Annotated in this window: 22 protein-coding genes; 14 read left to right on the forward strand and 8 right to left on the reverse strand. The window is 61.7% G+C overall.

Annotated elements, in window-relative coordinates; translation table 11 throughout:
* Positions 1-229 precede the first annotated feature (229 nt).
* A complete protein-coding gene (locus NW857_RS07230) occupies positions 230-904 on the forward strand; it encodes a V4R domain-containing protein (protein WP_414334370.1) in 675 nt (224 codons plus the stop codon).
* A 29-nt stretch (positions 905-933) separates the two neighbouring features.
* Here NW857_RS07230 and NW857_RS07235 read toward each other — a convergent pair whose 3' ends face one another.
* Entirely contained in the window at positions 934-1,623 is a 690-nt protein-coding gene (locus NW857_RS07235; protein WP_414334368.1) for a hypothetical protein, read from the reverse strand.
* A 301-nt stretch (positions 1,624-1,924) separates the two neighbouring features.
* Between NW857_RS07235 and NW857_RS07240 the strand changes: the two genes are divergently transcribed.
* The 6 genes from NW857_RS07240 (at position 1,925) to NW857_RS07265 (ending at position 7,934) form a co-directional block, all read left to right on the forward strand.
* Positions 1,925-3,169 carry an HhoA/HhoB/HtrA family serine endopeptidase gene (locus NW857_RS07240; protein WP_414334376.1) on the forward strand — a complete coding sequence of 415 codons (1,245 nt, stop codon included), beginning with the start codon at positions 1,925-1,927 and terminating at the stop codon, positions 3,167-3,169.
* Positions 3,170-3,344: 175 nt separating this feature from the next.
* Positions 3,345-4,244, forward strand: coding sequence for a glycine betaine ABC transporter substrate-binding protein (locus NW857_RS07245; RefSeq protein WP_414334367.1), 900 nt, complete (start codon positions 3,345-3,347; stop codon positions 4,242-4,244).
* A 20-nt stretch (positions 4,245-4,264) separates the two neighbouring features.
* On the forward strand, positions 4,265-5,233 hold the full coding sequence (locus NW857_RS07250; protein ID WP_414334365.1) for an ABC transporter ATP-binding protein: 969 nt from the start codon (positions 4,265-4,267) through the stop codon (positions 5,231-5,233).
* A complete protein-coding gene (locus NW857_RS07255; RefSeq protein WP_414368487.1) occupies positions 5,230-5,847 on the forward strand; it encodes an ABC transporter permease in 618 nt (205 codons plus the stop codon). Before NW857_RS07250 ends, NW857_RS07255 begins: the two co-directional genes overlap by 4 nt.
* 57 nt (positions 5,848-5,904) lie before the next feature.
* Entirely contained in the window at positions 5,905-7,287 is a 1,383-nt protein-coding gene (locus tag NW857_RS07260; protein ID WP_414334361.1) for a sigma-70 family RNA polymerase sigma factor, read from the forward strand.
* Positions 7,288-7,295: 8 nt separating this feature from the next.
* Positions 7,296-7,934 carry a VanW family protein gene (locus tag NW857_RS07265; RefSeq protein WP_414334359.1) on the forward strand — a complete coding sequence of 213 codons (639 nt, stop codon included), beginning with the start codon at positions 7,296-7,298 and terminating at the stop codon, positions 7,932-7,934.
* 251 nt (positions 7,935-8,185) lie between these two features.
* On the opposite strand, the gene tilS is transcribed toward NW857_RS07265, so the two are convergent.
* On the reverse strand, positions 8,186-9,211 hold the full coding sequence (gene tilS / locus NW857_RS07270) for a tRNA lysidine(34) synthetase TilS (RefSeq protein WP_414334357.1): 1,026 nt from the start codon (positions 9,209-9,211) through the stop codon (positions 8,186-8,188).
* Positions 9,212-9,250: 39 nt separating this feature from the next.
* A complete protein-coding gene (gene hrcA, locus NW857_RS07275) occupies positions 9,251-10,378 on the reverse strand; it encodes a heat-inducible transcriptional repressor HrcA (protein ID WP_414348776.1) in 1,128 nt (375 codons plus the stop codon).
* Positions 10,379-10,721: 343 nt separating this feature from the next.
* Between hrcA and NW857_RS07280 the strand changes: the two genes are divergently transcribed.
* The 3 genes from NW857_RS07280 to NW857_RS07290 all read left to right on the forward strand — a co-directional run bounded on the left by NW857_RS07280 (position 10,722) and on the right by NW857_RS07290 (position 11,863).
* Entirely contained in the window at positions 10,722-11,024 is a 303-nt protein-coding gene (locus tag NW857_RS07280; RefSeq protein WP_414334353.1) for an urease subunit gamma, read from the forward strand.
* Between the two features lie 99 nt (positions 11,025-11,123).
* A complete protein-coding gene (locus NW857_RS07285) occupies positions 11,124-11,483 on the forward strand; it encodes an urease subunit beta (protein ID WP_414334374.1) in 360 nt (119 codons plus the stop codon).
* A gap of 128 nt (positions 11,484-11,611) precedes the next feature.
* A complete protein-coding gene (locus NW857_RS07290; protein WP_414334351.1) occupies positions 11,612-11,863 on the forward strand; it encodes a hypothetical protein in 252 nt (83 codons plus the stop codon).
* 141 nt (positions 11,864-12,004) lie between these two features.
* On the opposite strand, the gene NW857_RS07295 is transcribed toward NW857_RS07290, so the two are convergent.
* Together NW857_RS07295 and NW857_RS07300 are read right to left on the reverse strand one after the other, a co-directional pair.
* The gene (locus NW857_RS07295; RefSeq protein WP_414334349.1) at positions 12,005-14,332 is read right to left on the reverse strand and encodes an endonuclease MutS2; all 2,328 of its coding nucleotides are present in this window, start codon (positions 14,330-14,332) and stop codon (positions 12,005-12,007) included.
* A 97-nt stretch (positions 14,333-14,429) separates the two neighbouring features.
* Positions 14,430-14,606, reverse strand: coding sequence for a hypothetical protein (locus NW857_RS07300; protein WP_414341549.1), 177 nt, complete (start codon positions 14,604-14,606; stop codon positions 14,430-14,432).
* A 156-nt stretch (positions 14,607-14,762) separates the two neighbouring features.
* Between NW857_RS07300 and NW857_RS07305 the strand changes: the two genes are divergently transcribed.
* From NW857_RS07305 to NW857_RS07320, 4 genes are all read left to right on the forward strand, one after another.
* Positions 14,763-15,167, forward strand: a complete 405-nt coding sequence (locus NW857_RS07305; protein WP_414334372.1) for an NIL domain-containing protein — start codon at positions 14,763-14,765, stop codon at positions 15,165-15,167.
* Positions 15,168-15,266: 99 nt separating this feature from the next.
* Positions 15,267-15,488 carry an NAD(P)H-quinone oxidoreductase subunit L gene (gene ndhL, locus NW857_RS07310; protein ID WP_414334345.1) on the forward strand — a complete coding sequence of 74 codons (222 nt, stop codon included), beginning with the start codon at positions 15,267-15,269 and terminating at the stop codon, positions 15,486-15,488.
* Positions 15,489-15,515: 27 nt separating this feature from the next.
* Positions 15,516-15,851: a DUF3007 family protein gene (locus NW857_RS07315; RefSeq protein ID WP_414348778.1), complete on the forward strand. Its 336-nt coding sequence runs from the start codon at positions 15,516-15,518 to the stop codon at positions 15,849-15,851.
* Between the two features lie 208 nt (positions 15,852-16,059).
* Positions 16,060-16,680 (forward strand): response regulator, encoded by a 621-nt coding sequence (locus tag NW857_RS07320; protein WP_414334341.1) that lies wholly within the window; start codon positions 16,060-16,062, stop codon positions 16,678-16,680.
* Here the strand turns inward: NW857_RS07320 and NW857_RS07325 are convergent.
* The 3 genes from NW857_RS07325 to NW857_RS07335 form a co-directional block, all read right to left on the reverse strand.
* Positions 16,660-17,712 carry a sensor histidine kinase gene (locus tag NW857_RS07325; RefSeq protein ID WP_414334339.1) on the reverse strand — a complete coding sequence of 351 codons (1,053 nt, stop codon included), beginning with the start codon at positions 17,710-17,712 and terminating at the stop codon, positions 16,660-16,662. The genes NW857_RS07320 and NW857_RS07325 overlap by 21 nt on opposite strands.
* Before the next feature lie 580 nt (positions 17,713-18,292).
* Positions 18,293-19,021: a DUF2993 domain-containing protein gene (locus tag NW857_RS07330; RefSeq protein ID WP_414334337.1), complete on the reverse strand. Its 729-nt coding sequence runs from the start codon at positions 19,019-19,021 to the stop codon at positions 18,293-18,295.
* Between the two features lie 119 nt (positions 19,022-19,140).
* Positions 19,141-20,130: VWA domain-containing protein (locus NW857_RS07335; protein ID WP_414368492.1), on the reverse strand; the 990-nt coding region annotated here is incomplete at its 5' end.

Below are 20,130 nucleotides of genomic sequence, written 5' to 3' on the forward strand. Positions count from 1 at the left end.
GAGTTAACCCTCACCCCCAGCCCCTCTCCCTGAGGTGCCCAAGCGCTCCGCGCCGCTCACGCGACCACCCCCAGCCCCTCTCCCTGAGGCCCTCACCCCCAGCCCCTCTCCCTGAGGGAGAGGGGAGCTGGGATCCAGGCAACCAACTATTTTGTTGCTATTTGAAATGACCGTGAAAGCCTCAGTTGCAGCCGCCCTCAAGTCCGTCCATCTCCCTGAGAGGAAAGCCATGATCACCCTGCAAGAGATCCTGCCCGGCCACTGCTTTAGCCCTGCCTACTACATCCGTCCCGACATCCACAGCGGCCTGCTCTACAGCCGGGGAGGATACCGCCTGGCGGCCTTTCCCATGCCTCTCCTGGAAGCCATCTACGCCGGCTTGCGCTACGAGACCGGGCAAGCCACCCGTGTCATCCTCTACAACTGTGGCCGCGAGTGGGGAGAAGCATTTTTCCGCCGCATCGAAGACGAACTCTCCCGCTACTACCAGCAACCGCTGCAGGAATTGCCGCTGGGGATCTTCCTGGATGCCCTCAGCGATCTCTGGGCCACCCACGGCTGGGGCCGCCTGGAGCTGGATTTTTCCGCTGCTGACCGCGGCCTGGTGGAGGCTAGGATCCGCAACTCCGGCTTTGCCCTGGCTGCTCGTGCCAGCCTCAGCCCAGAGGAGCTGTCTGCCCAGCGGGAGCCTGCCGGCTATCTAGAGGCAGGAATGCTGGCCGGCCTCTTCTCGTTGCTCTCGGGCCGGGATCTGGTCTGTGTGCAGACCACCTGTGAATCCCTGGGAGCCGACTGCAACCGCTTCCTCATCGGCACGGCTCAGCGGCTGCACAATTGCGAAGAATGGGTGCGCAGGGGCCTCTCCCACGAGGAGATTTGGGATCGGCTGGCCGCCGGTTCCTAGCCCTGGCCAGCAGGGTTTTCAAAAGCTGGCTAGGGCAGGTAGGGTTGGAAATCTTGGGTGACCGTCAGGGTCAAGTTGGCGTTGGGATCGATCACCGCCACCTCCGGCGCCGTCACATTGCCGATCACGGCCCCTGCTGCCGCTCCACCTAGCACCTTCTCCGTCGAGATCACCCGGTCGCCGAACAGGCCGCCCAAGATCGCCCCTGCCGCCGCCCCGATCAGGGCATCTTGCACGATCGCTTCCCCAGAAGTGTGGCGGGGATCCTTGCGCAGCGGGATTACCTGGCTTTGGGCGTAGAGAGGATAGGATTGGCCGTTGAAGATCAAGGCCCGCGAGACAAACTGGGTGCCGCCGCTCACCGGCTGGAATTGGCCTTCTAGGATAGCTCCCGCCGGCACGACCATGTTGCCGTAGATATCCCGCAGGGGAGTCTCCAGGCTAAGGCTGACGGCGCGGGTTTCGCCAGGGGCAATCAAGAGGGCTTCCGGAGAGCGATGCACGGCTTGGATGAGATCCCCAGAGCGCAACAGCAAGGTGGTTTGCAGTTGAAAGGGCTGGCTTGGCTCATCAGGGGGAAGGGGGTTCACCGGGCGCCATCCCTGGCCGGGGGGCGGTGGCGGCAAGGGATCCCTTTGCGCCAAAACCGGGGTGGCTGCCGGTAGCCAGAGAAAACCGGCGAGTAGAGGAGCCAACAGACGACGGGCTGGGTTGGTCATGGTCTTACCCCCGATCTACCACTTCTACGTTAGCTGTAAGCCGGCCAAAGCTGGGGACAACAGCCCTGTCTGGCCTTCTATCCCCATCAAAGCCAGTTGGATATAGGGTGGCTACTCCAGGCAAGCAGATTCCGCTGCTCTTCAACCCAGATGGAAGTACGGAAAAGCGCCGCGGCTGCCGCCTTGGGATCCCTGCTGTCCATGCTAGATTAGGCCCTAGGTTTCGCAGGGGGCCAAGGTATTTCTGCGCTCCCAGCTCTTCTCTTCCTTGACTCAGGTAGCTATGAAGCGCAGCACATCCATGCCGGGCCAACCTTCTCCCAGTTCAGAAGCTTCTGCTCAACCTGCCCGTTTGCATCAGCAGGACGGAGTTCGTTCCTTTTTTGAGCCTTTGGCCGTTCTTAAGTCTCTTCTCTCGCCGCTGCTGCTGGTGCTCTTGGGCATTGGGCTAGGAGCAGCTCTCATGGGAAGCAACGGAGTATCTGCGCAAACGACGGCAACCCCGCCCCAACTGAACCTGAATTTTATCGCCGAGGTGGCGCAAAAGGTGGGGCCGGCGGTGGTGCGCATCGACTCCGAGCGGACGGTGCGTGTTCCGGGCGCTTTTCCAGAGGAGTTCTTTAGCGATCCCTTCTTCCGGGATTTCTTTGGCCAAGCGATCCCTTCCATCCCCCGCCAACGGCGGCAACAGGGCACTGGCTCCGGCTTTATCATCAGCCCGGACGGCCAGATCATCACCAACGCCCATGTGGTCGAGGGATCCGACAAGGTGACGGTGACGCTCAAGGATACCCGCAGCTTTGACGGCAAAGTAATTGGCACCGACCCGGTGACGGACATTGCGGTGGTGAAGATCGAGGCCCAGAACCTGCCGACGGTGAAGCTGGGCCGCTCCGAACTGCTGGAGCCGGGCCAGTGGGCCATTGCCATCGGCAACCCCCTGGGGCTGGACAACACCGTAACCGCTGGGATCATCAGCGCTTTGGGCCGCTCCAGCGGCGAGATCCGCGTGCCCGACAAGCGGGTGTCTTTTATCCAGACGGATGCGGCCATCAACCCCGGCAACTCAGGCGGCCCCCTGCTCAATGCTCAAGGGGAGGTGATCGGGGTGAACACGGCTATCATCCAAGGGGCGCAAGGGCTGGGCTTTGCCATTCCCATCGAGACAGCCCAGCGGGTGGCCAACCAGTTGATCGCCCGCGGCAAGGTGGATCACCCCTACCTGGGCATCCGTATGCTCACCCTCACCCCCGACCTGAAGGAACGTCTCAACCAGGATCCCAACAGCCGCATTTTCGTGACGGTGGATCAGGGGGTGCTCATCGGCGAGGTGATCCAGGGATCCCCGGCAGAGCGGGCGGGCCTGCGCGCCGGAGACATCATTCTTGCCATCAATGGCCGCGCCGTCACCACCGCCGACCAAGTGCAACAGGAGGTGGAGCGCACCGAGGTGGGCAGCACCCTGGAGCTGGAGATCGAGCGAGCTGGGCGGCGGCAGAAGATCCGGGCCGTCACCGGATCGTTCCCGGCCCCCGGCAGAGGCTAATGGGATGGGGTTGAGGCTCTGGGGCGGGGCAATGCCGGTAGTGCCGCTGTCGCTCTTGCAGTTACGGATCGGGGACAATAATGGTTTAATGGTGGCTTAACAGTCGCAACTTCCTGGCCCAGGCCGGAACACTCTCGGCAGGGCCGCTTGTCTCGAGTTGGGGATCCCTTTTGCCATGCTCAAAACCACTCGTCGCCTGGCTCTGCTGGCCCTCTCGGGGCTGGCCGCCCTTGTTCTTGCCCCTCAAGCGGGCCTTGCCAAACCGATTGTGGTCGGCTCTAAGGACTTCACCGAGCAGTTTATCTTGGGGGAAATGTACGCCTTGGCTCTGGAGGCGGCGGGGTTGGCGGTGGAGCGCAAGCTCAACCTGGGGGGAACGCCGGTGGCCCATGCCGGCCTGCTGAGCGGCGAGATCGATCTCTACCCGGAGTACACTGGCACCGGCCTGCTGACGGTGCTCAAGCTGCCCAGCAGCAGTGACCCGGCCCAGGTATACGCGACGGTGGCCCGCGAGTACGAGCGCCAGTTCCAACTGGTTTGGCTGGATCCGGCCCCCATGAACAACACCCAGGCCCTGGCCATGACCCGCGCCAGAGCGGCGGAGCTGGGCATCACTACCCTCTCAGACATGGTGGCCAGAGCAGGCGAGCTGGTGATGATCGGGCCGCCGGAGTTTCAAGCCCGCGAAGACGGCCTGCCGGGACTGCGAGCAGTCTACGGCAACTTTCGCCTCAAAGCCTACAAGGCGGTGGATCCCGGCCTGCGCTACCAGGGCTTGGTCAATGGGGAGGCGGATGTGGCGGTGGCCTTTGGCACTGACGGGGAAATTGCCGCCTTTGACCTGGTGGTGCTCAAGGACGACAAGCAGCTTTTCCCCCCTTACCAGGTGGCGCCGGTGGTGCGCAAAGATACCCTGGAGGCCAACCCCGGCATCGCCACTGCTTTGAACGCCCTTGCTCCGTTGCTGACGGACGAGGTGATGCAGCGGCTGAACTACGAGGTGAGCGGCAAGCGCAAGGAGCCGGCAGAGGTGGCGAGATCCTTCTTGGTGGAGGCCGGTATTTTGAAGGAATAGCCGTTGCCCGAGGCCCCGGCGTGAGCACCCTTGAATTCGAGCGGGTATCGCTGCGCTTCCCCCACAGTTCCCGTCCGGCTGTGGAGGAGTGCAGTTTTTCTGTGGCCTCAGGCCAGTTGGTGGTCATCCTCGGCCCTTCCGGCTGCGGCAAAACCACCCTTCTGAAGATGGTGAACCGGCTGCTGGAGCCCACCCAAGGACAGATTCGCCTGGATGGGCAGGATATCCGCCACTTTCCGGTGACGGCGCTGCGCCAGCGCATCGGCTATGTCATCCAGCAGGTGGGGTTGTTTCCCCACATGACGGTGGCCCAGAATGTGGCGGTGGTGCCGCGACTTTTGGGCTGGCCAAGGGAGCGCATCCGCGAGCGAGTGGACGAGCTGCTCAGCTTGGTCAACTTGCCCCCCCAAGAATACCGACGTCGCTACCCGGCTCAACTCTCAGGCGGCCAACAGCAGCGGGTGGGGCTGGCGCGGGCGCTGGCCGGGGATCCGGATCTGCTGCTGATGGACGAACCCTTTGGGGCCCTCGACGCCATCACCCGTAGCAAGCTACAAGATGAGATCCTGCGCCTGCAGCGGCGACTGAGAAAGACCATCCTCTTCGTCTCCCACGACGTGGAAGAGGCGCTGCGCCTGGCAGATCGCATCTTGGTGATGCAGCAGGGGCGAGTGGTGCAGTTCGATACTCCCTTTCGACTGCTCACCCAGCCGGCCACCCCCTTTGTCAGAGAGCTATTGGGGGCAGACGACATGGTGCGGCAACTGAGCGTGCTGCGGGTGGAAACGGCGATGGAGCGGATCCCGCACAACCACCAGATCCAGGAGGGGGCGGTGGTAAAGCCCCACGAAACCCTACGGCGGGCCTTGTCGCTGCTGCTGCGCACGGGGGCGGCGGCTCTCACGGTGTGGGAAGACGGGCGGGCTATCGGCATCGTTACCCTGGATCACATCCGCCATCTGGCCATGCTGGAGGGGGGATCCGCATGAGCTACCTTCTCCGCCATCCCGGCTTGGTGTGGCAGCTTACCCAAGAGCACCTAGCAATGGTGGCGACGGCCTTGGGGATTGCGCTGGTGCTGGCGCTGCCGTTGGCTTTGCTGGTTCACCACGTGCGCTCGCTAGCCCTACCGCTGATGGGGATCCTCAGCATCCTGTACACGGTGCCCAGCCTGGCTCTAATCATTTTGTTGATCCCTTGGTTCGGGCTCAATGCCCGCTCGGTGGTGGTGGCGATGGTGCTCTACTCGCAGGTGATCTTGGTGCGCCACCTGTACGTGGGTTTGCAATCAGTGGAGCCGGCTCTTCTGGAGGCAGCCAAGGGTCTGGGGATGAACCTCTGGCAGCGGTGGTGGCAGGTGCAGCTACCCCTGATGCTGCCGGTTGCCCTGGCCGGCTTGCGGCTGGCGGCAATTGTGGCCATTGCCATTGCCACGGTGGGGGCCAAGTTTGGGGCAGGGGGGCTGGGCACCCTGCTTTTTGAGGGCATTGCCCAGGCCGGTCGCTACGACAAAATCTGGGCTGGATCTCTAGCGGTGGGATCCCTGGCCTTGCTGGTGAACACGGCTCTGCTGGGGCTGGAGTGGGCGGCTCGCCGCGGCTGAGGGGATAGGCTTTCATCAGGTCTATCTTCGTTTCTGTGGGACGACGCTGGGTGTAGCATGGCTGAGCAACCAAGGACTCCGTCTCCCTGGCGCGAGCGGGTGAGGGATTGGCCATCCCGCAGCGATGTGGAGCTGATGGAAGCGCTCACAGCAGGGCATTCTGTTGCCCTGGCTGTACTCTACGATCGCTATGCCGGCTTGATCTGTGGGCTGGCCCTTAAGATCCTGGGCCATGCGGCCGAGGCGGAAGATCTGACTCAGGCGGTGTTTGTCGAACTGTGGCACAAGCCCGACTATGATCCGCGGCAGGGATCCGTGAGCAGTTTTTTGTGTGCGTTGACCCGTTCGCGAGCCATTGAGCGTCTGCGCTCCCAGGATAGCCATCAACGTTTTTTGAAACACTGGCAACCCCTGCTCGCCGCCGATGGCAGTGCTCCGATCCCTTTTGAGCAGCTCTCCCTCGAGGAGCGACGGCAAGCGGTGCAGGAGGCCCTCAGCCAACTGCCGGAAAGCCAACGGCAGGTTCTCGAGCTGCTCTACTACCAGGGGTTGAGCCAGGCGGACATTGCCCAACACTGGGGGATCCCGCTGGAGGCGGTTAAAGCCCGCACTCGCCAGGCCCTCTGCAAGTTGCGGGAATCGCTCTCCTTGGAGTTAAGTTCTGGGTCTGAAGCCGCCTCGCCCCCTTCATCAGAAGCACAGGAAGAACTGGCCGGCTATCTGCTGGGGGACTTGTCTCCTGAACAGGCAAGCGCCCTGGAGGCACGCCTAACCCAAGACCCGCGGTTGCTGGCAGAGTTGCAGGCCCTGCAAGAAACCCTGCATCTGCTGCCCTATGGGTTGCCAGGGGTGATTCCGCCGGCCAGCTTGCGGGGCAAGGTGATGGCAGAGGCGGGCATTGAGGAGGCGCTGACCCCTCTTCAGCCGGCACTGTCCTCTCTGGGGTTCGGTCGCCTCACGGCTGAGTGGCGCTGGGTAGGGGGCTTGGCGGCAGGGGCCTTGGCTTTGCTGGTTTTCGACAACTGGCGACTGCGGCAGGCGCTGCAACTGGCCCGGCTAGAATCGGTGCAGACATTGTCCCATCTCTTGCAACAGCCGGGATCCCGTCTGGTGAACTTGCAGGGAGAGGTGGGGTCGGCCAACCTGCTGTTGCGCCCAGGAGAGTGGCAGGAGGTGGTCTTGGCGGCAAGGGATCTGCCCCAACCGGCCCCTGGAGAGCGTTACCACCTCTGGCTCAAGCTGGACGACGGCGAGATCCTCCACTGCGGCACCTTTCAGGTGGATGCCCAGGGATCCGCGCTTGTGGCCTTGCGCCCGCCACACCCGCTGCCAGAGGGCGCCCGCCCCCAAGAGGTGCTGGTTACGGCCCAAGCCGCTGCCGTCCCTCGCCAACCCCAGGGTGAGGTTCTCTTGAAAGCCAAGGTGTCTTGGGAAAAGTGAAAGGGAAGATGCGGGGATTGGCTTTGTCGGTGGGGTTGGCCCTGCTGGCTCTGTGGTGGACGGATCCCACCCCAACCACCCTGAGCCGATACACCACTTCCTTGCAGGAGCGCACTCCCTCGCAGCTCCACAACATTCGCCAGGCTGCCCAAAGCCTGGATGGGGTTTACATTCAGCCAAGGGCAGTTTTTTCTTTCAACCAGGTGGTAGGGCCGCGCACCCTCGAGCGGGGCTATCTGCCTGCGCCGGTATTCATGGTGGCCGAAACCCTGGATTCGGTTGGGGGCGGGATCTGTCAAGTCTCCTCCAGCCTATACAACGCTGCTCTGCTGGCGGGGCTGGAAGTGGTGGAAAGGCACCCCCATTACCGCCCCGTGGAGTCGGTGCCCCCCGGCCTGGATGCCACCGTTTGGTACGGCTTGGCCGACCTCAAGCTGCGCAACCCCTTCCCTTGGCCGGTGCGCCTGCGCCTTCAGATCCGCGGCCAAAATCTCATCGTGTCGGTGCTGGGACGGGGATCCCGCCACGCCCTCCAGATCTCCCCCATCCGCGTGGAGCAGCAGCGGCTGGATCCCCAGCATTTGCAGGTGAGCGTCTATCGCGGCAACAAGCTCCTCTCCCAGGATCGCTATGTCCTGGATCCCTAGAAAGACCGTCTTAGCCCACCCCTCAGGAGCCCATCCCAGGCCACCTCAACAGCAGCACCGGGATCCTTGTAAAGCTTTATACCCAAAATTCAGCGACAGGGTCGGCGACAACCCTCAAACCCTGATTCTTCCGTTGATCCGGTCGATCCCTTGCTGGGCAAGGGTTTCAGGCCCCTCGGCGACAAAAAGTGAGGGGAAATTGCAGCCCAAAACGAGACCCTGTCGATCTGGGCCCCTGGATTGGGTAAGGGCTATAGTCGGGGAGAGTTGCTTCCTTTCGGGGAAGTGGAATTAATGGAAACAAAACAAATGTGATCCTCTTTCACTTCTAGCCAGCTCCCACCTGGATAGTCGGGGCTGCGGCTGCCGCGGCCTGCTTTTAAGAGCTGGATCCCGGCTTCCACCTGATCAAAGGTGGGGTGGTGGGGCAGCACCAGGGACAAAAATCGGAACATCACCTGTCGCTGCAGGGCTAAGGGGGCGGCCCGCAAGGGATCCCGTCGCAGCCCTGGCAAAGTGGGCTCATACACCTGCGCCCAGAGCTGATCTGCCTGGGCTACCACCAGCTCGTGTTCTGCTTGTAGCAGCGTGGCAGCTCGGTTCAGAGCCACTTCCAGTTGGGGGTTAAAGTGTTGCTTCAGGTAGGGCATCACCTCTAGGCGGAGGCGGTTGCGGCCATGGGCCAGATCTTGGTTGCTGCGATCCGGCCAGACCGGCAACTGGTGCTGCCGGCAAAATTGCTCGGTTTCCCAACGAAAAAGGCCCAGCAGGGGGCGCACCAACCGGGCAGAGGTGGGATCCCGCTCGTCCAGGCGGCGCTGCCAATCTAGGCTGCTCAGCCCGGCGGCTCCTGTCCCCCGCAGCAAATTCCACAACAACGTCTCTGCGCGATCGCTGGCCGTATGCCCCATCACCACGGCGCTGCACTCCCAAATGCGGGCCCATTTGTCCAACTGTTGGTAGCGCCAAGCCCTGGCCCCTGCCTCATCTCGGCGGATGGGATCCGCAGTTGCAACGGCATGGATTAGCCCCTGCTGCTGCAGCCATCGCTGCAAAAAGCGGGCACACTCCGTTTCGTCCGCCGACCAACGGTGATCACAATGCAGGACAAACAGCTTCCAGTCCCAGCGAGGCTGCAGATCCCGCAGGATCTGGAGCAGGCAAAAGGAATCTTGACCGCCGGAAAAAGCCACCAGCAAGCGCTCGCCGGGGTGAAGAAGCTGCCGCTGCCGGATGGCGTGTTGTACCCGCAGGTGAAAAGAAGAGAGCCTGGTCACAGCTTGCTATTGCTCGGGTGCAGCCCAGACCCTGCCCCCCTAAGCAAGAGCCCGAGTCAGGTGAGAGGCCACCGCCTGCACAGCCGCAATGCTGCGCTCGTAGGCCATTCGGGTCGGCCCCAGCAAGGTGACAGTACCCAGAGGAGCCGAGCGGCGGTGGTAAGTGGCAGCGATAACCGTACAGTGGTGCAAAGACTCCAGCGGGTTCTCGCTGCCGATGTAGATGATCACCGGGATATTGCGGTCGGGCTGTCCTGAATCGTTCCCCCTTGAGCCCCCATCGGTCAAATGGAGCCCAATCATTCCCTGGAGTTGCTCCGCCCCTTCCTCGATCAACTGCATCACCGCCTGCACCTGCCGGGCTTGGGAAAACTCCGGTTGACGCATCAGCTCTGTCATGCCGGCACTGAACACCTGCCCGAGAGATGGCCGCAGATAGCGTTGTACCACCGAGCGCAGCAGTTGCTGCAGCCAATGGCTGTAGGCGCGAAACTCTTCATCCAGCTTCAGCCAGCTCAAATCCTGCAACTCGGCAAAAGTCTTGCCCCGCAGCTTCAGGGTGAGGAAGTTGCTGAGCAATCGCAATTCATCTTCCAGATCCTCTTGGCAGTCGCTGGGCCACTCGGGTGGGCTGACCAAGGCCGAATGGGTTTGATAAGAATCGGTAACCACCAACACCATCACCCGCCCTGGCGCCACCGACACCAACTGCACGTGGTGAATGGCCACCACCGGCCCCTGGGGTGGGGTGATCAGAGCAATGCAGCCGCTCAGATGGGCCAAAAGCTGGGCCACCCTCTGGAGAAGACTGTCCAGGTCGTCGCCCAGCTCGCGGCCAAGCTGATCCAGCAACTGCTGCAGAGCAGGATGGGGATCCGGCTGAGGAGCATCGCAGGGGATCCCATCCATGTTGGCAGAGGTCAACAGATCGTTTACATAGACCCGATAGCCAAAGTCGGAAGGAACCCGCCCGGCGGAGGTGTGGGGCTGAAACAGTAACCCAACCTGCTCAAGGGTGGCCAAGTCGTTACGAATGGTGGCCGTGCTCACCCCAAAGTTATAGGACTGAGCCAAGGTTTTGGAACCGACAGGTTCAGCCGTCGCAATGTAGCTGCGCACCGTCGCCCAGAGAATCTTGCGCTGTCTGGGAGTCAGTTCGAGTTTCATAGCTCATCAAAAGAACCTAGTCAATCCATATCAAAGGAAACTGCTAAACAAAGCCGGTAAATTGCTCCAAGATAAATCAACTCAGGGCCGAGATACAAATCTAAACAAACCTTGACGACTACTACACCTATTTATCTATTGTTACTCTTTCAGGAGAGGCTGCCCAGGAAGGAAGATGCAACATCGGGTACCGAGACCGTCAGTGCTGGAGAAGGGCGGGTGGTTCCTCATACAACTTGGGAGCCTCTTGTTGGCCCAGAGGTGGTACAAGTTAAATCAACTCTAGGCTAACGTGGCGCCCTGCCGTCTCTTCTGTATCGTTTTGTATCTTTGAGGTGACCTCATGTACCTGTCTCCCCAGGAGAAAGACAAGTTGTTGATCTACCTGGCGGCCCAGTTGGCTCGGGATCGGCGGCAGCGAGGCCTCAAACTCAACTACCCCGAGGCGGTGGCCTACCTGAGCGCAGCCGTTTTGGAGGGGGCACGGGAAGGGAAAACGGTTGCCCAGTTGATGAGCGAGGGGCTGACCTGGCTGAGCCGAGAGGACGTGATGCCTGGGATCCCGGAGATGATCCCGGAAATTCAAGTGGAGGCCACCTTCCCCGACGGAACCAAGCTGGTGACCCTGCACCACCCCATTCGCTAGCTGCTTTCTAAGGATCCCCCAACGACTCACAGACTTCAGGAGGTTGCCACCATGGCTCGCCAACCCAAAACCCCGCCTGCTGCGGACCCTGCACCGGTTCTGATCCCGGGGGAGCTGCTGCTGGCAGAGGATCCCATCCAAGCCAATGTCGGACGGGCCAGCGTGACCCTGGAGGTGACCAACCGAGGGGATCGGCCCATTCAGGTGGGATCCCATTTTCACTTTTTCGAGGTGAACCGGGCTCTGGTGTTCGATCGCGCCGCCAGCTTTGGCATGCGCCTCAACATTCCTTCCGGCCAAGCGGTGCGCTTTGAGCCGGGGCAAACCCATCGGGTGACGCTGGTGGCTTTGGGAGGCAAGGGGCTGGTGCACGGCTTCAATCGGCTCACAGAAGGTACGGTAAGCTCTGCTGCCCAAAAGCGGCTGGCTCTGGCGCGGTTGCAGGCGTGGCTGGGCTAGGCCTGGACATAACGCCCCCCGAAGTATGCAGCTTTGGGCATCTGGGCTGAGGCTTGGCCATATCCCCACCTCGCCTCAGATCCAGGAGAGTAGGGCTATCCAATTCTTCCGTTTCTAGGAGCCGGCCAATGTCGGAGCGCGAGACCGTCTGGTGGATGTGGGTGCAAGGCTTGGGGCTCAATCTTTCGGGGTTGGCGCTGCTGGCTGCAGCAGGCGCTGCCTTTGGCCCTCTCAGTTGGACAAGTATGACGGTGGCGGTGATGTTGAAGCTCATCGGGGATAGCCAACTGCTGCGGGGCTACTGGCTTTGGCAAAGCCGGCGGCAACAGGTGGGATCCCAGCCCGTCGGCTCGGCAGCAGCGCTCCAAAGTCAAGTTTGAACGGTTACCAAACAGCCTGGTCGTGGATCTTCAGCTCCCCTCTCCCCCTGAGGGAGAGGGGGCGGGGAGCGCTTGGGCCAGCGGCAAAGTGTCTTAACCTTGTTGGAAACGACCGTAAGTGAGTTTGAAACAGCCCAACCCTCACCGCAAGTGGGCCACGGTCGCGCCGGTGCCGCCGTCTTGGGGATCCGCTGGGGCAAACCTCTGGACGCGGGGGTGATTTTGTAAGTAAGCTTGTACGCCGGCCCGCAAGCGCCCGGTGCCGTGGCCGTGGATGATCCAGACAGGGCCGGGGGGAGCTTGGGCAAAGTGCTGTTCCAGAATGGCCTCGGCATCGGCCACGGTTTTCCCCCGCAGATCGAGGGTGTTCTGGCTGGTGCGCAGGTTGAGGGGAGCGGTGGCTGCTGGGGCGGGAGGTGGGGCCTTGGGGCGTTGGCGCTGCTGGGCCTGCTGCTCGTCAATGGGATCCAACTGCTCCCGCGGCACCGTGAATTTGAGGATGCCGCTGCGCACCACATACACATCCCCTGTGACGGCGATCACCTCTCCCGTCTGCCCCAGGCCTCTCAGCCGCACCCGATCCCCCACCTCTGGCACAAACTCCCTATCCGCAGGCGGCGGCGAGGGAGAGTAGCGCTGCTGGATTTGCGCCAGCTCGGCCGTGATGCGCTGGGGATCCTCTCCCTGCTGCAATTTGCGGATGGCGGCGGCCACTTCCTGACGGGCGGCAGCCAACAGGGCTTGCAGACCTTGGTTTTGCTTGTGCTCCAGTTGGGCTTCCCGCTCGGCCATTTGGCGGCTGCGCTGCTGCATTTGCTGATATAAGCTCTCCAGCTCTCGATGCAGGGCTCCCACCTGGGCTGCCCGCGCTTCCAATTGGGCCCGCTGCGCTTCCAGCCCGGCAATCACCTGATCCACCTGGCTTTCTCCCTGCAGGTGCTGCTGGGCCCGTTGCAGGATCTCGGGATCCAGGTGCAGCCGTCGGGCGATGGCCAAGGCATTGGAGCGACCGGGGATCCCCCACAACAGGCGATAGGTGGGGGCCAGGGTGGTCTCGTCAAACTCCACCGAAGCATTTTCAAAGCCGGGATGTTGGTACTTCAGGGCCTTCAGCTCGCCGTAGTGGGTGGTGGCCAAGGTGAGCAACGCCTTTTCCGAGAGATACTCCAACAGCCCAGCCGCCAGGGCGGCGCCTTCTGTGGGATCCGTGCCCGCCCCCACCTCATCCAGCAGGACAAGGGCCGGCGCCGGGTCGGACTGCAGAACCCGCACCATGCGGCTGATGCGGTGGATGTGCCCCGAAAAGGTGGAGAGATTTTGTTGCAGGGATTGCTCGTCGCCGATGTCGGCATAAACGCCATCGAACCAGGGCAGTTGGGGCGGATCCTGAGCCGGCAGGAAGATCCCCGCCTTGGCCATCAGCGCCAACAGCCCCAAGGTTTTCAAGGCAACGGTTTTGCCGCCGGTGTTGGGGCCGGTGATAACCACGACACGAATGGACTCCGAGAGGGTGAAGTCGATGGGGATCACCTCCGCGCCCTGGCCTTCTGCGCGGCACTGCCACAACAGCAGAGGGTGGCGGGCCTGCCGCAGGCGCAGTCCTGCCGAGACAAACTGGGGGCGATGGCCGTCCAGCCAGAGACTGTAGCGGCCACGGGCCAAGGCCACATCCAGCCCCACCATCACCGCCTGCAGATGCTCCAAATCCTCGGCAACAGATCCCACCTGGGCCGAGAGGGCGGCCAAGATCCGCTCTTCCTCTGCCTGAATCTGAGCTTGGGTTTCCCGCAAGCGGTTGCCCAGTTCCACCACCGCATAGGGCTCCACATAGAGGGTGGCCCCGCTGGCAGAGCTGTCGTGCACAATGCCGCGGATGAGATCCCGCTGGGCGGCCTTCACCATCAGCACAAACCGCCCCTGCCGCTGGCCGATCAGGGTATCCTGTAGCGCCTGGGGGTACTGGCTCATCAACTGTTGCAGGCGCTCTTGGATCTGGCTGCGTTGCTGCCGTTGCTGCCGGCGCAGATCGGCAAGGACGGGGCTGGCACTGTCCCGCACCTCCCCCTGCTCCTCCAGACAGCGAAAGATCTCCTGCTCCAGTTCCGGGTAGGTGCGTAGGTCACTCACCCAAGCCTGCAGGCGGGGCAGACAGTCCTGGTCATCGATCAAACGGCGGATGCGGCGGGCGGATCCTAGAGTTGTAGCAACCTGCACCAGCTCTTCCCCGCTCAGGATCCCTCCCCGTTCGGCTCGTTCCAAGGCCGGCAGCAAGTTGTGGATCCCTGCCATGGAAACTCCGCCCGCCTGCGAGCGATCGAGGCGGATCGCCTCTTCAGTCTGCTCAAGATAGGCTTCGCTGTCGGCGCGACTCTGCCAGGGATCCAGCTCCAAGCAGGCGCGGCGGCCCAGCGGCGTGGCGGCAAAGGTGGCCAAGTGCTGACAGAGGCGGGGCCACTCCAGCAGTTCCAAAGTTTCTTGGCGGAGGGAGGAATCAGGCTGAGAAGAGACCGGAAGAGGGCACAAAGGGTTGGCCGTAGGCATTACTGAACCCATTGGCGATTCCAGATCAACGATTCCGGGAAGAACGGAGCTGCAATCGCTTCATCTCTTGCAAAAACTGCCGCTGATAGTTGAGGAAAGCAGTGTGCCACTCGCGGAAGCGACGCTCGCCATCACGCACCAACATCTGCCGATAGTGCTCGGAGTTGAGGCAGGGCTGGGCCGAGTTCATGGGGATCAACAAAAACGCTCTGATCCCATTGTGACAGGCTGCGGGACGCCCTTCACAGCTTCCGTGGGATCCCGCCTCCCTGCTTCTGCCCATGCAGGACGGGAGGATGCCGCCAGCAGCCTGCCATACTGGAAGAGTCACGGCACCTCAGATACTCAGGCCAAACTCGTGCGCAAACGAGTCACCCTAATCTTTCCCCGCCATTTGGTGAATGTCCCCGTCACCTATCGATTGGCCAAAGATTTTGATGTGGCCGCCAATATTGTGCGCGCCAGGGTAGCCCCCAACGAAGTGGGAACCTTGGTGGTGGAGCTCTCAGGGGACATCGACCAGGTGGAGGCTGGATTGGAGTGGGTACAGTCTCTGGGCATTGAGGTGGCCGAACGGGCCGAGGCAATTCAGATCGACCCCGATTTGTGTGTGGACTGCGGCTTGTGTACCGGAGTCTGCCCCACGGAGGCCCTCAGGATTTCCGCTCCCGACTGGAAACTGGAGTTCTCCCGCAACCGCTGTGTCATGTGCGAACAATGCGTTCCCACCTGCCCTGTTGGGGCGATCAGCGCGAGCCTGTGATCAGTTGGCCGAGTTGCCGACTCCCGCAAGCCGACAAATCCCTTTACAATGCTGTTAGATTTGTTTGACACGGTCAAATAGCTGCGGGACGTACTCGACATGGCTTCTACCCCATCGTTGATTTGGGCAACTTATGCCGGTTTGGCAATACTCTATCTGCTGGTGTTGCCGCTGTTGTCTTTGCTGTATGTGGACAAACGCTGGACTTCGGCTGGCGCTTGGGAAAAGGTGCTGATGTTTTTCTTAGTCTTGTTTTTCTTTCCCGGCATGGTGCTGGTGGCTCCCTTCATGACATTTCGACCCAAGCCTCGGTCGCTGTGAGGCCGGCCATTTGTCGATTACCGGGTCATGCGCAGATTGGATGTTCTTGGCGTCGGCCTAGGCCTGCTGTTGGGGGGCGGCGGCCTCTACGGCCTGCTGCTTTGGGCGGGCTTAGACACGGGGGCTGCGCAGCAGATATCCAGCGTGGTGCTTTTGCTGGCGTGCTTGGGCTGGACTTTGGGCTACCTGAGGCGGGTGCTGCGTGGGGAAATGACCTTGAAGGCTCAGTGGGCCAGCTTCGAAACCCAGCAAATCCAAGAGAAGCTCCATTCGCTCTCTGCGGAAGAGTGGCAGGCCCTACAAGCTGAATTGGCAGCCGAGCCAGAAGGGATCCCTGATGGGGTTGAGCAAGACAAAAATTGAGGCCACCGGACAGGCCGCGCCCAAAAGTTCGCTGGTGGGGCTCCGGGGTGGGCGCCCAGAAGGTTGGGTTTCCACAGCAGCACTTGTATATCCGGTTACTATTTGCTCCTCTTGAGAATGCTATACTACGCTCCGTGCGCGATTCTGACGTATGACGGATCAGCGAGTAGAGCAAGCCTTTAACTTTCCTTCTACATTTTCATCCCCTATGAGCAAAGCCATACTGCTGGCTCAGGGCCAAGCCTCACAAGTTCATCTCTGGAAGTTGGGACTGGAGTCGCAGGGACACTCTGTGGTGCTGGTTTCCCCCTGTGAAGCGTTGCTGGAGGTGGCAACCAGTCAGCCTCTGGATCTGGATCTGATGGTGGTGGACATGACGACGGGGCTGTTTAACCCCTATGCCTTTTGCCGAGAGTGCCAAAGCAAGCTGCCCAATATCCCTGTGATCCTGACTCATTATCCCGGTCGCCACATCGAGCCGGCAGAGCGACGCTGGGCAATTTATCAGGGGGCAGCGGATGTAATCCCTGGCTTGGCCGAGGCCGGGGATATTCTCCACTCCCTCGAGCGAGTTTACGAGGCTGCCAGATGGTTCTGGCCTATTGACACGGAGGCACTCTACAGGGCTCTGGAGCAAGCGGGTTTGTGGCCTGGCAAGGTCAGCCGTACATCCTCTTCCTCCACTCAGGCGCATCCTCCCACTGCCTCTTTACAACCCATCACAGCAGAAGAAAAACCAGGGCAAAAAGACTCGACCCCACAGATGAAGTACCGATTGATGTATCGGGGCCGCCCTGTTGGTGGGGCCTTAACTCAGCACCAGGGCTAGGGTGGCGCCCTGGGATCCCGTCTCGATCAACCGCAAGTCACCCCCGTGGGCTTGCAGGATGCGCTTGGCAATGTACAGTCCCAGACCTCCCGATCCGGTTGGGTAGCGCTGGCCGGCGATGTGGATGGGCTGGGCGATGTAGGGCTGGGCCAGCTCTTCCAGGGGAGCCGGCAGGCCAGGGCCATCATCCCGCACCTGGATCTGGCGAGGGCTGACGGTCAGCACCACCGCATGGCGGGCGTAGCGCAAGGCGTTGTCCACGAGATTCACCAGCGCCCGTTCCAGCTCGGCCTCATCGGCGTTGCCCCAGCCCTCTCCTTCCACGCGCAGGTCGATCCCCCGTTCTTGGGCCAGGGATCCCATGCGTTCGGCCACTCTTCTGGCCAAGGATCCCAGATCGCAAAGACGAGGGTGCAGCTCGATCTCGCCCCGCTCCAGGCGGTGGGCCTCCACCATTTTTTGCACCAGCGCCAGGTTGTGTTGGTTCTCCTCCAGGATGCGATCCAGCAGGGCAAGCCGTTCCCGGGGATCCAACTGCTGCTCCTGCTTGAAGGCGCTCAGCAGATGTCCAAAGGCGATGAGGGGAGTTTTCAAGTCATGCACCAAGGTGGCGATGAAGGCCTCCCGCCGCAACTGGTCGATCTGGATCTGGCGCAGCAAATGGGCAAAAGCCTGCCGCAGGATTAGGGCCTCTTGGGGATCCTGGGTACGAAGCAGCAAATTCCAACGGGCCGGCTGGTTGATCAAGGTTTCTAGGTGGGCCAACTCGCGGGCCAGCAAGGTGAGGGGGCGCAGGATCAAAGAAGACAGGACATAGCCCACCACCGCCGATAGTACCGCCAGCAACGGGATCCACAGCAGCAGCAGAATGATCCCTTCGGCACTAAATTGCGTGTCGGGCCAGATCCACTGCACCGACAGGATGAACACCAAGTTGGGGACAAAGGAAAGGCTGGCAATCACCAGCGCCACCTGCGTGCGCAAGCTGTGGGGAAAGCGGCGACGCCAAAACTCAAGGAGGCGGTGTCTCAAGGGGGAATGGAAGAGAGGCTTAACTTGAATTAGGCCAGAGACCAGCAGAGGGGTCAAGAGGGCCGGCGAAAAACAGGGGCACTCCCAACTGAACTGGGATCCCTGACACCCGATCCCTGCCGGGCAAAGAGTTGCGCCAGGCGCTCTGTCCCAGCCTGAATTCAAATCCAGAGCTGATTGGGACGCCTGGAGTGCTGAGAGAAGTCTTCCAGCCCCTAGGGTTATAGTCGTTTCAAACAGGATTGAGACACTTTGTCGCCAACCCAAGCGCTCCGCGCCGCTCACGCGACCACCCCCAACCCCTCTCCCAGAGGCCCTCACCCCCAACCCCTCTCCCAGAGGGAGAGGGGAGTTAGAACAGCGTTGTGTAGCAACAACGACGTAGAGAAACGTTGCATTGCCATTTGAAATGACTATAAAACCCGGCGGGCCTGGGCATGGGCGCGGCGTCCCCGTCGGGATTGGGATCGCGTGAATAGGCCATGAAAAAACCTCTGGGAGTCTGTCCGTGTTTCGACCCCAGAGGCTTCTTCTCTTCACTCCTCACCACTATTGAGCGTAGCTGCCCGCCGAAAGGTTGTCAAGCATTTTCCCATTGCGGTTGGCGCATGGGAAAGTGCGCCAGGGTGGCGCTGCCGTACAGAACCATCTGCCGGGGCTGTAGGTTCACCCGATCTACCCGCAGCTCCGTACCCCGCAAGGCCAACTGATCCAAGTCCAGAAGCCCATTCAGGTGATCGACCAAGGCCCGGCTCAACGCCAGCTCCGCCTCTGTATCACCCACAAACATCGGATCTGTAAAGCGGATGCGACGCTGCTCCACCACCTCAACCTGGGCGGAAAAACCAACGCGGAGAGACCTGGCCTCTGCTTGCTGTACGTTTGCCTGCAATTCCAGTCGACGCGCCGGAGTGATGGCGATACGAACGTGGTGGAAGGATAGGGATTTGCCATCCTGCCCTACCAAGGCCAGCCTGTTCAGCACAAAAGGCGTGTTGAAGGATTGGGCCAGATCGGCTTCGCTCAGCACCACCCGCATCGTGGCCTGTACCGGCTGGCGCAGCTTGATCTTCCCCTGCCAGATTTGGCTGAAATCAATGGCCACAGCATTGCAAAACAGCTCTAGGGCCGAAAGCCTCAGGCCGTTGTACATCTGCAGGTGCTGGCCCAACAGCTCAAAGCTGTCGATGCGTCCTTGCAACAGCTTGGCGACAGGCTCGACTCGCACACGCGCCTCCAGCCGCTCTACCTGCTTGAAGAGAGCGCGAATGGCTGCGCTCACGCCCCGACTGACCCAGTCAACAGCCATAGGATTCTCAAGGAGCAGTTCCGGCAGGAGTCCTGTAGTCATAGGGCAAGGTGAAGAGCGCCTACAGAGATCATAACCAACCATTAAGAAAAGTTACAAACACCGCCGCGGCTGCTCCTTCAGAGAGAAGTGCGTCCTTCTTGAATGGCCGAGCGGGCCACGGCTGCAATTCCCTGGTCGGTGGCGCGGGGCAGATGAAAGTACCGCCCGCCCGCCAGTTCCGCCAGCTCGGCGCCAAAGCCGGTGGTTACAAAGCGGCTCTGCGAGTCGATGAAAAGCAGCTTCAATCCCAGGGCACGGATGCGCAGGGCGATCTCCCGCAGCTCCTGCTTCAGGTCGATGGGATCGCCTTCGCTGCGTCCCAGGGAGCGGCTGAGGGGGATGTTGCCCCGGCCATCGGTGAGGGCCACCAGCATCACCTGACCCACGTCGCCGCTGGCGCGGGCGTTGACCCCTAGGCGCACCGCTTGGGTGAGGGCATGGGCCAGTGGGGATCCCCCGCCACAGGGCAGGGATTCCAGGCGGCGGCGGGCCAGCTCGATGGAGCGGGTGGGGGGCAGCAGCACTTCGGCAGCCTCGCCACGAAAGGCGATGAGGGCAACCTTGTCGCGGTTTTGGTAGGCCTCGGTCAGCAGGCGCAGGGCGGCGCCTTTGGCCGCTTGCATGCGGTTGAGGGCCATGGAGCCGGAGGCATCCACCACAAAGATCACCAAGGCTCCAGCTTTGCGGGCCAGCTTTTTGGCGCGGATGTCGCCGGGCTCGACGATGACGGCCCGCCCCGGCTGCCGCAGGCGGCGACTTTTCTGGTAGGGGGCAGCAGCCCGCAGGGTGGCATCGACGGCGATGCGGGGGTTGACGCCCTGGGGCAGAATGGGCTTGATGTAACGGCCCCGGTCGGCGCTGAACACCAGGCTGCGGGATCCCGTTTTTCCCTGCTGGTTCAGAGATTGGGCGAAGGCCAAGAGGCGCGGGTCGAGGGCCACCTGCTCAGGATCGAAGAAAAACTCCTGCGGCAGGCTGAGATTTTCCGGCTGGGGATCCGTTTCCTCCTTGTCCTCACCGGCGTTGTCGGGGTCTGGCGGCGGGGGATCCGGCTGTTGCGATTGGGG

The sequence above is a fragment of the Synechococcus sp. H55.9 genome (genome assembly GCF_047462355.1).
Classification (GTDB): Bacteria; Cyanobacteriota; Cyanobacteriia; order Thermostichales; family Thermostichaceae; genus Thermostichus.

What these genes read in the sequence shown, in the direction of transcription:
- NW857_RS07255 (WP_414368487.1), top strand. Translation starts at nt 5,230, where the DNA reads ATGAGCTACCTTCTCCGCCATCCCGGCTTGGTGTGGCAGCTTACCCAA.
- NW857_RS07240 (WP_414334376.1), top strand. Translation starts at nt 1,925, where the DNA reads ATGCCGGGCCAACCTTCTCCCAGTTCAGAAGCTTCTGCTCAACCTGCC.
- NW857_RS07230 (WP_414334370.1), top strand. Translation starts at nt 230, where the DNA reads ATGATCACCCTGCAAGAGATCCTGCCCGGCCACTGCTTTAGCCCTGCC.
- hrcA (WP_414348776.1), bottom strand. Translation starts at nt 10,378, where the DNA reads ATGAAACTCGAACTGACTCCCAGACAGCGCAAGATTCTCTGGGCGACG.
- NW857_RS07260 (WP_414334361.1), top strand. Translation starts at nt 5,905, where the DNA reads ATGGCTGAGCAACCAAGGACTCCGTCTCCCTGGCGCGAGCGGGTGAGG.
- NW857_RS07280 (WP_414334353.1), top strand. Translation starts at nt 10,722, where the DNA reads ATGTACCTGTCTCCCCAGGAGAAAGACAAGTTGTTGATCTACCTGGCG.
- NW857_RS07265 (WP_414334359.1), top strand. Translation starts at nt 7,296, where the DNA reads ATGCGGGGATTGGCTTTGTCGGTGGGGTTGGCCCTGCTGGCTCTGTGG.
- NW857_RS07320 (WP_414334341.1), top strand. Translation starts at nt 16,060, where the DNA reads ATGAGCAAAGCCATACTGCTGGCTCAGGGCCAAGCCTCACAAGTTCAT.
- NW857_RS07245 (WP_414334367.1), top strand. Translation starts at nt 3,345, where the DNA reads ATGCTCAAAACCACTCGTCGCCTGGCTCTGCTGGCCCTCTCGGGGCTG.
- NW857_RS07315 (WP_414348778.1), top strand. Translation starts at nt 15,516, where the DNA reads ATGCGCAGATTGGATGTTCTTGGCGTCGGCCTAGGCCTGCTGTTGGGG.
- ndhL (WP_414334345.1), top strand. Translation starts at nt 15,267, where the DNA reads ATGGCTTCTACCCCATCGTTGATTTGGGCAACTTATGCCGGTTTGGCA.
- NW857_RS07235 (WP_414334368.1), bottom strand. Translation starts at nt 1,623, where the DNA reads ATGACCAACCCAGCCCGTCGTCTGTTGGCTCCTCTACTCGCCGGTTTT.
- NW857_RS07330 (WP_414334337.1), bottom strand. Translation starts at nt 19,021, where the DNA reads ATGGCTGTTGACTGGGTCAGTCGGGGCGTGAGCGCAGCCATTCGCGCT.
- NW857_RS07290 (WP_414334351.1), top strand. Translation starts at nt 11,612, where the DNA reads ATGTCGGAGCGCGAGACCGTCTGGTGGATGTGGGTGCAAGGCTTGGGG.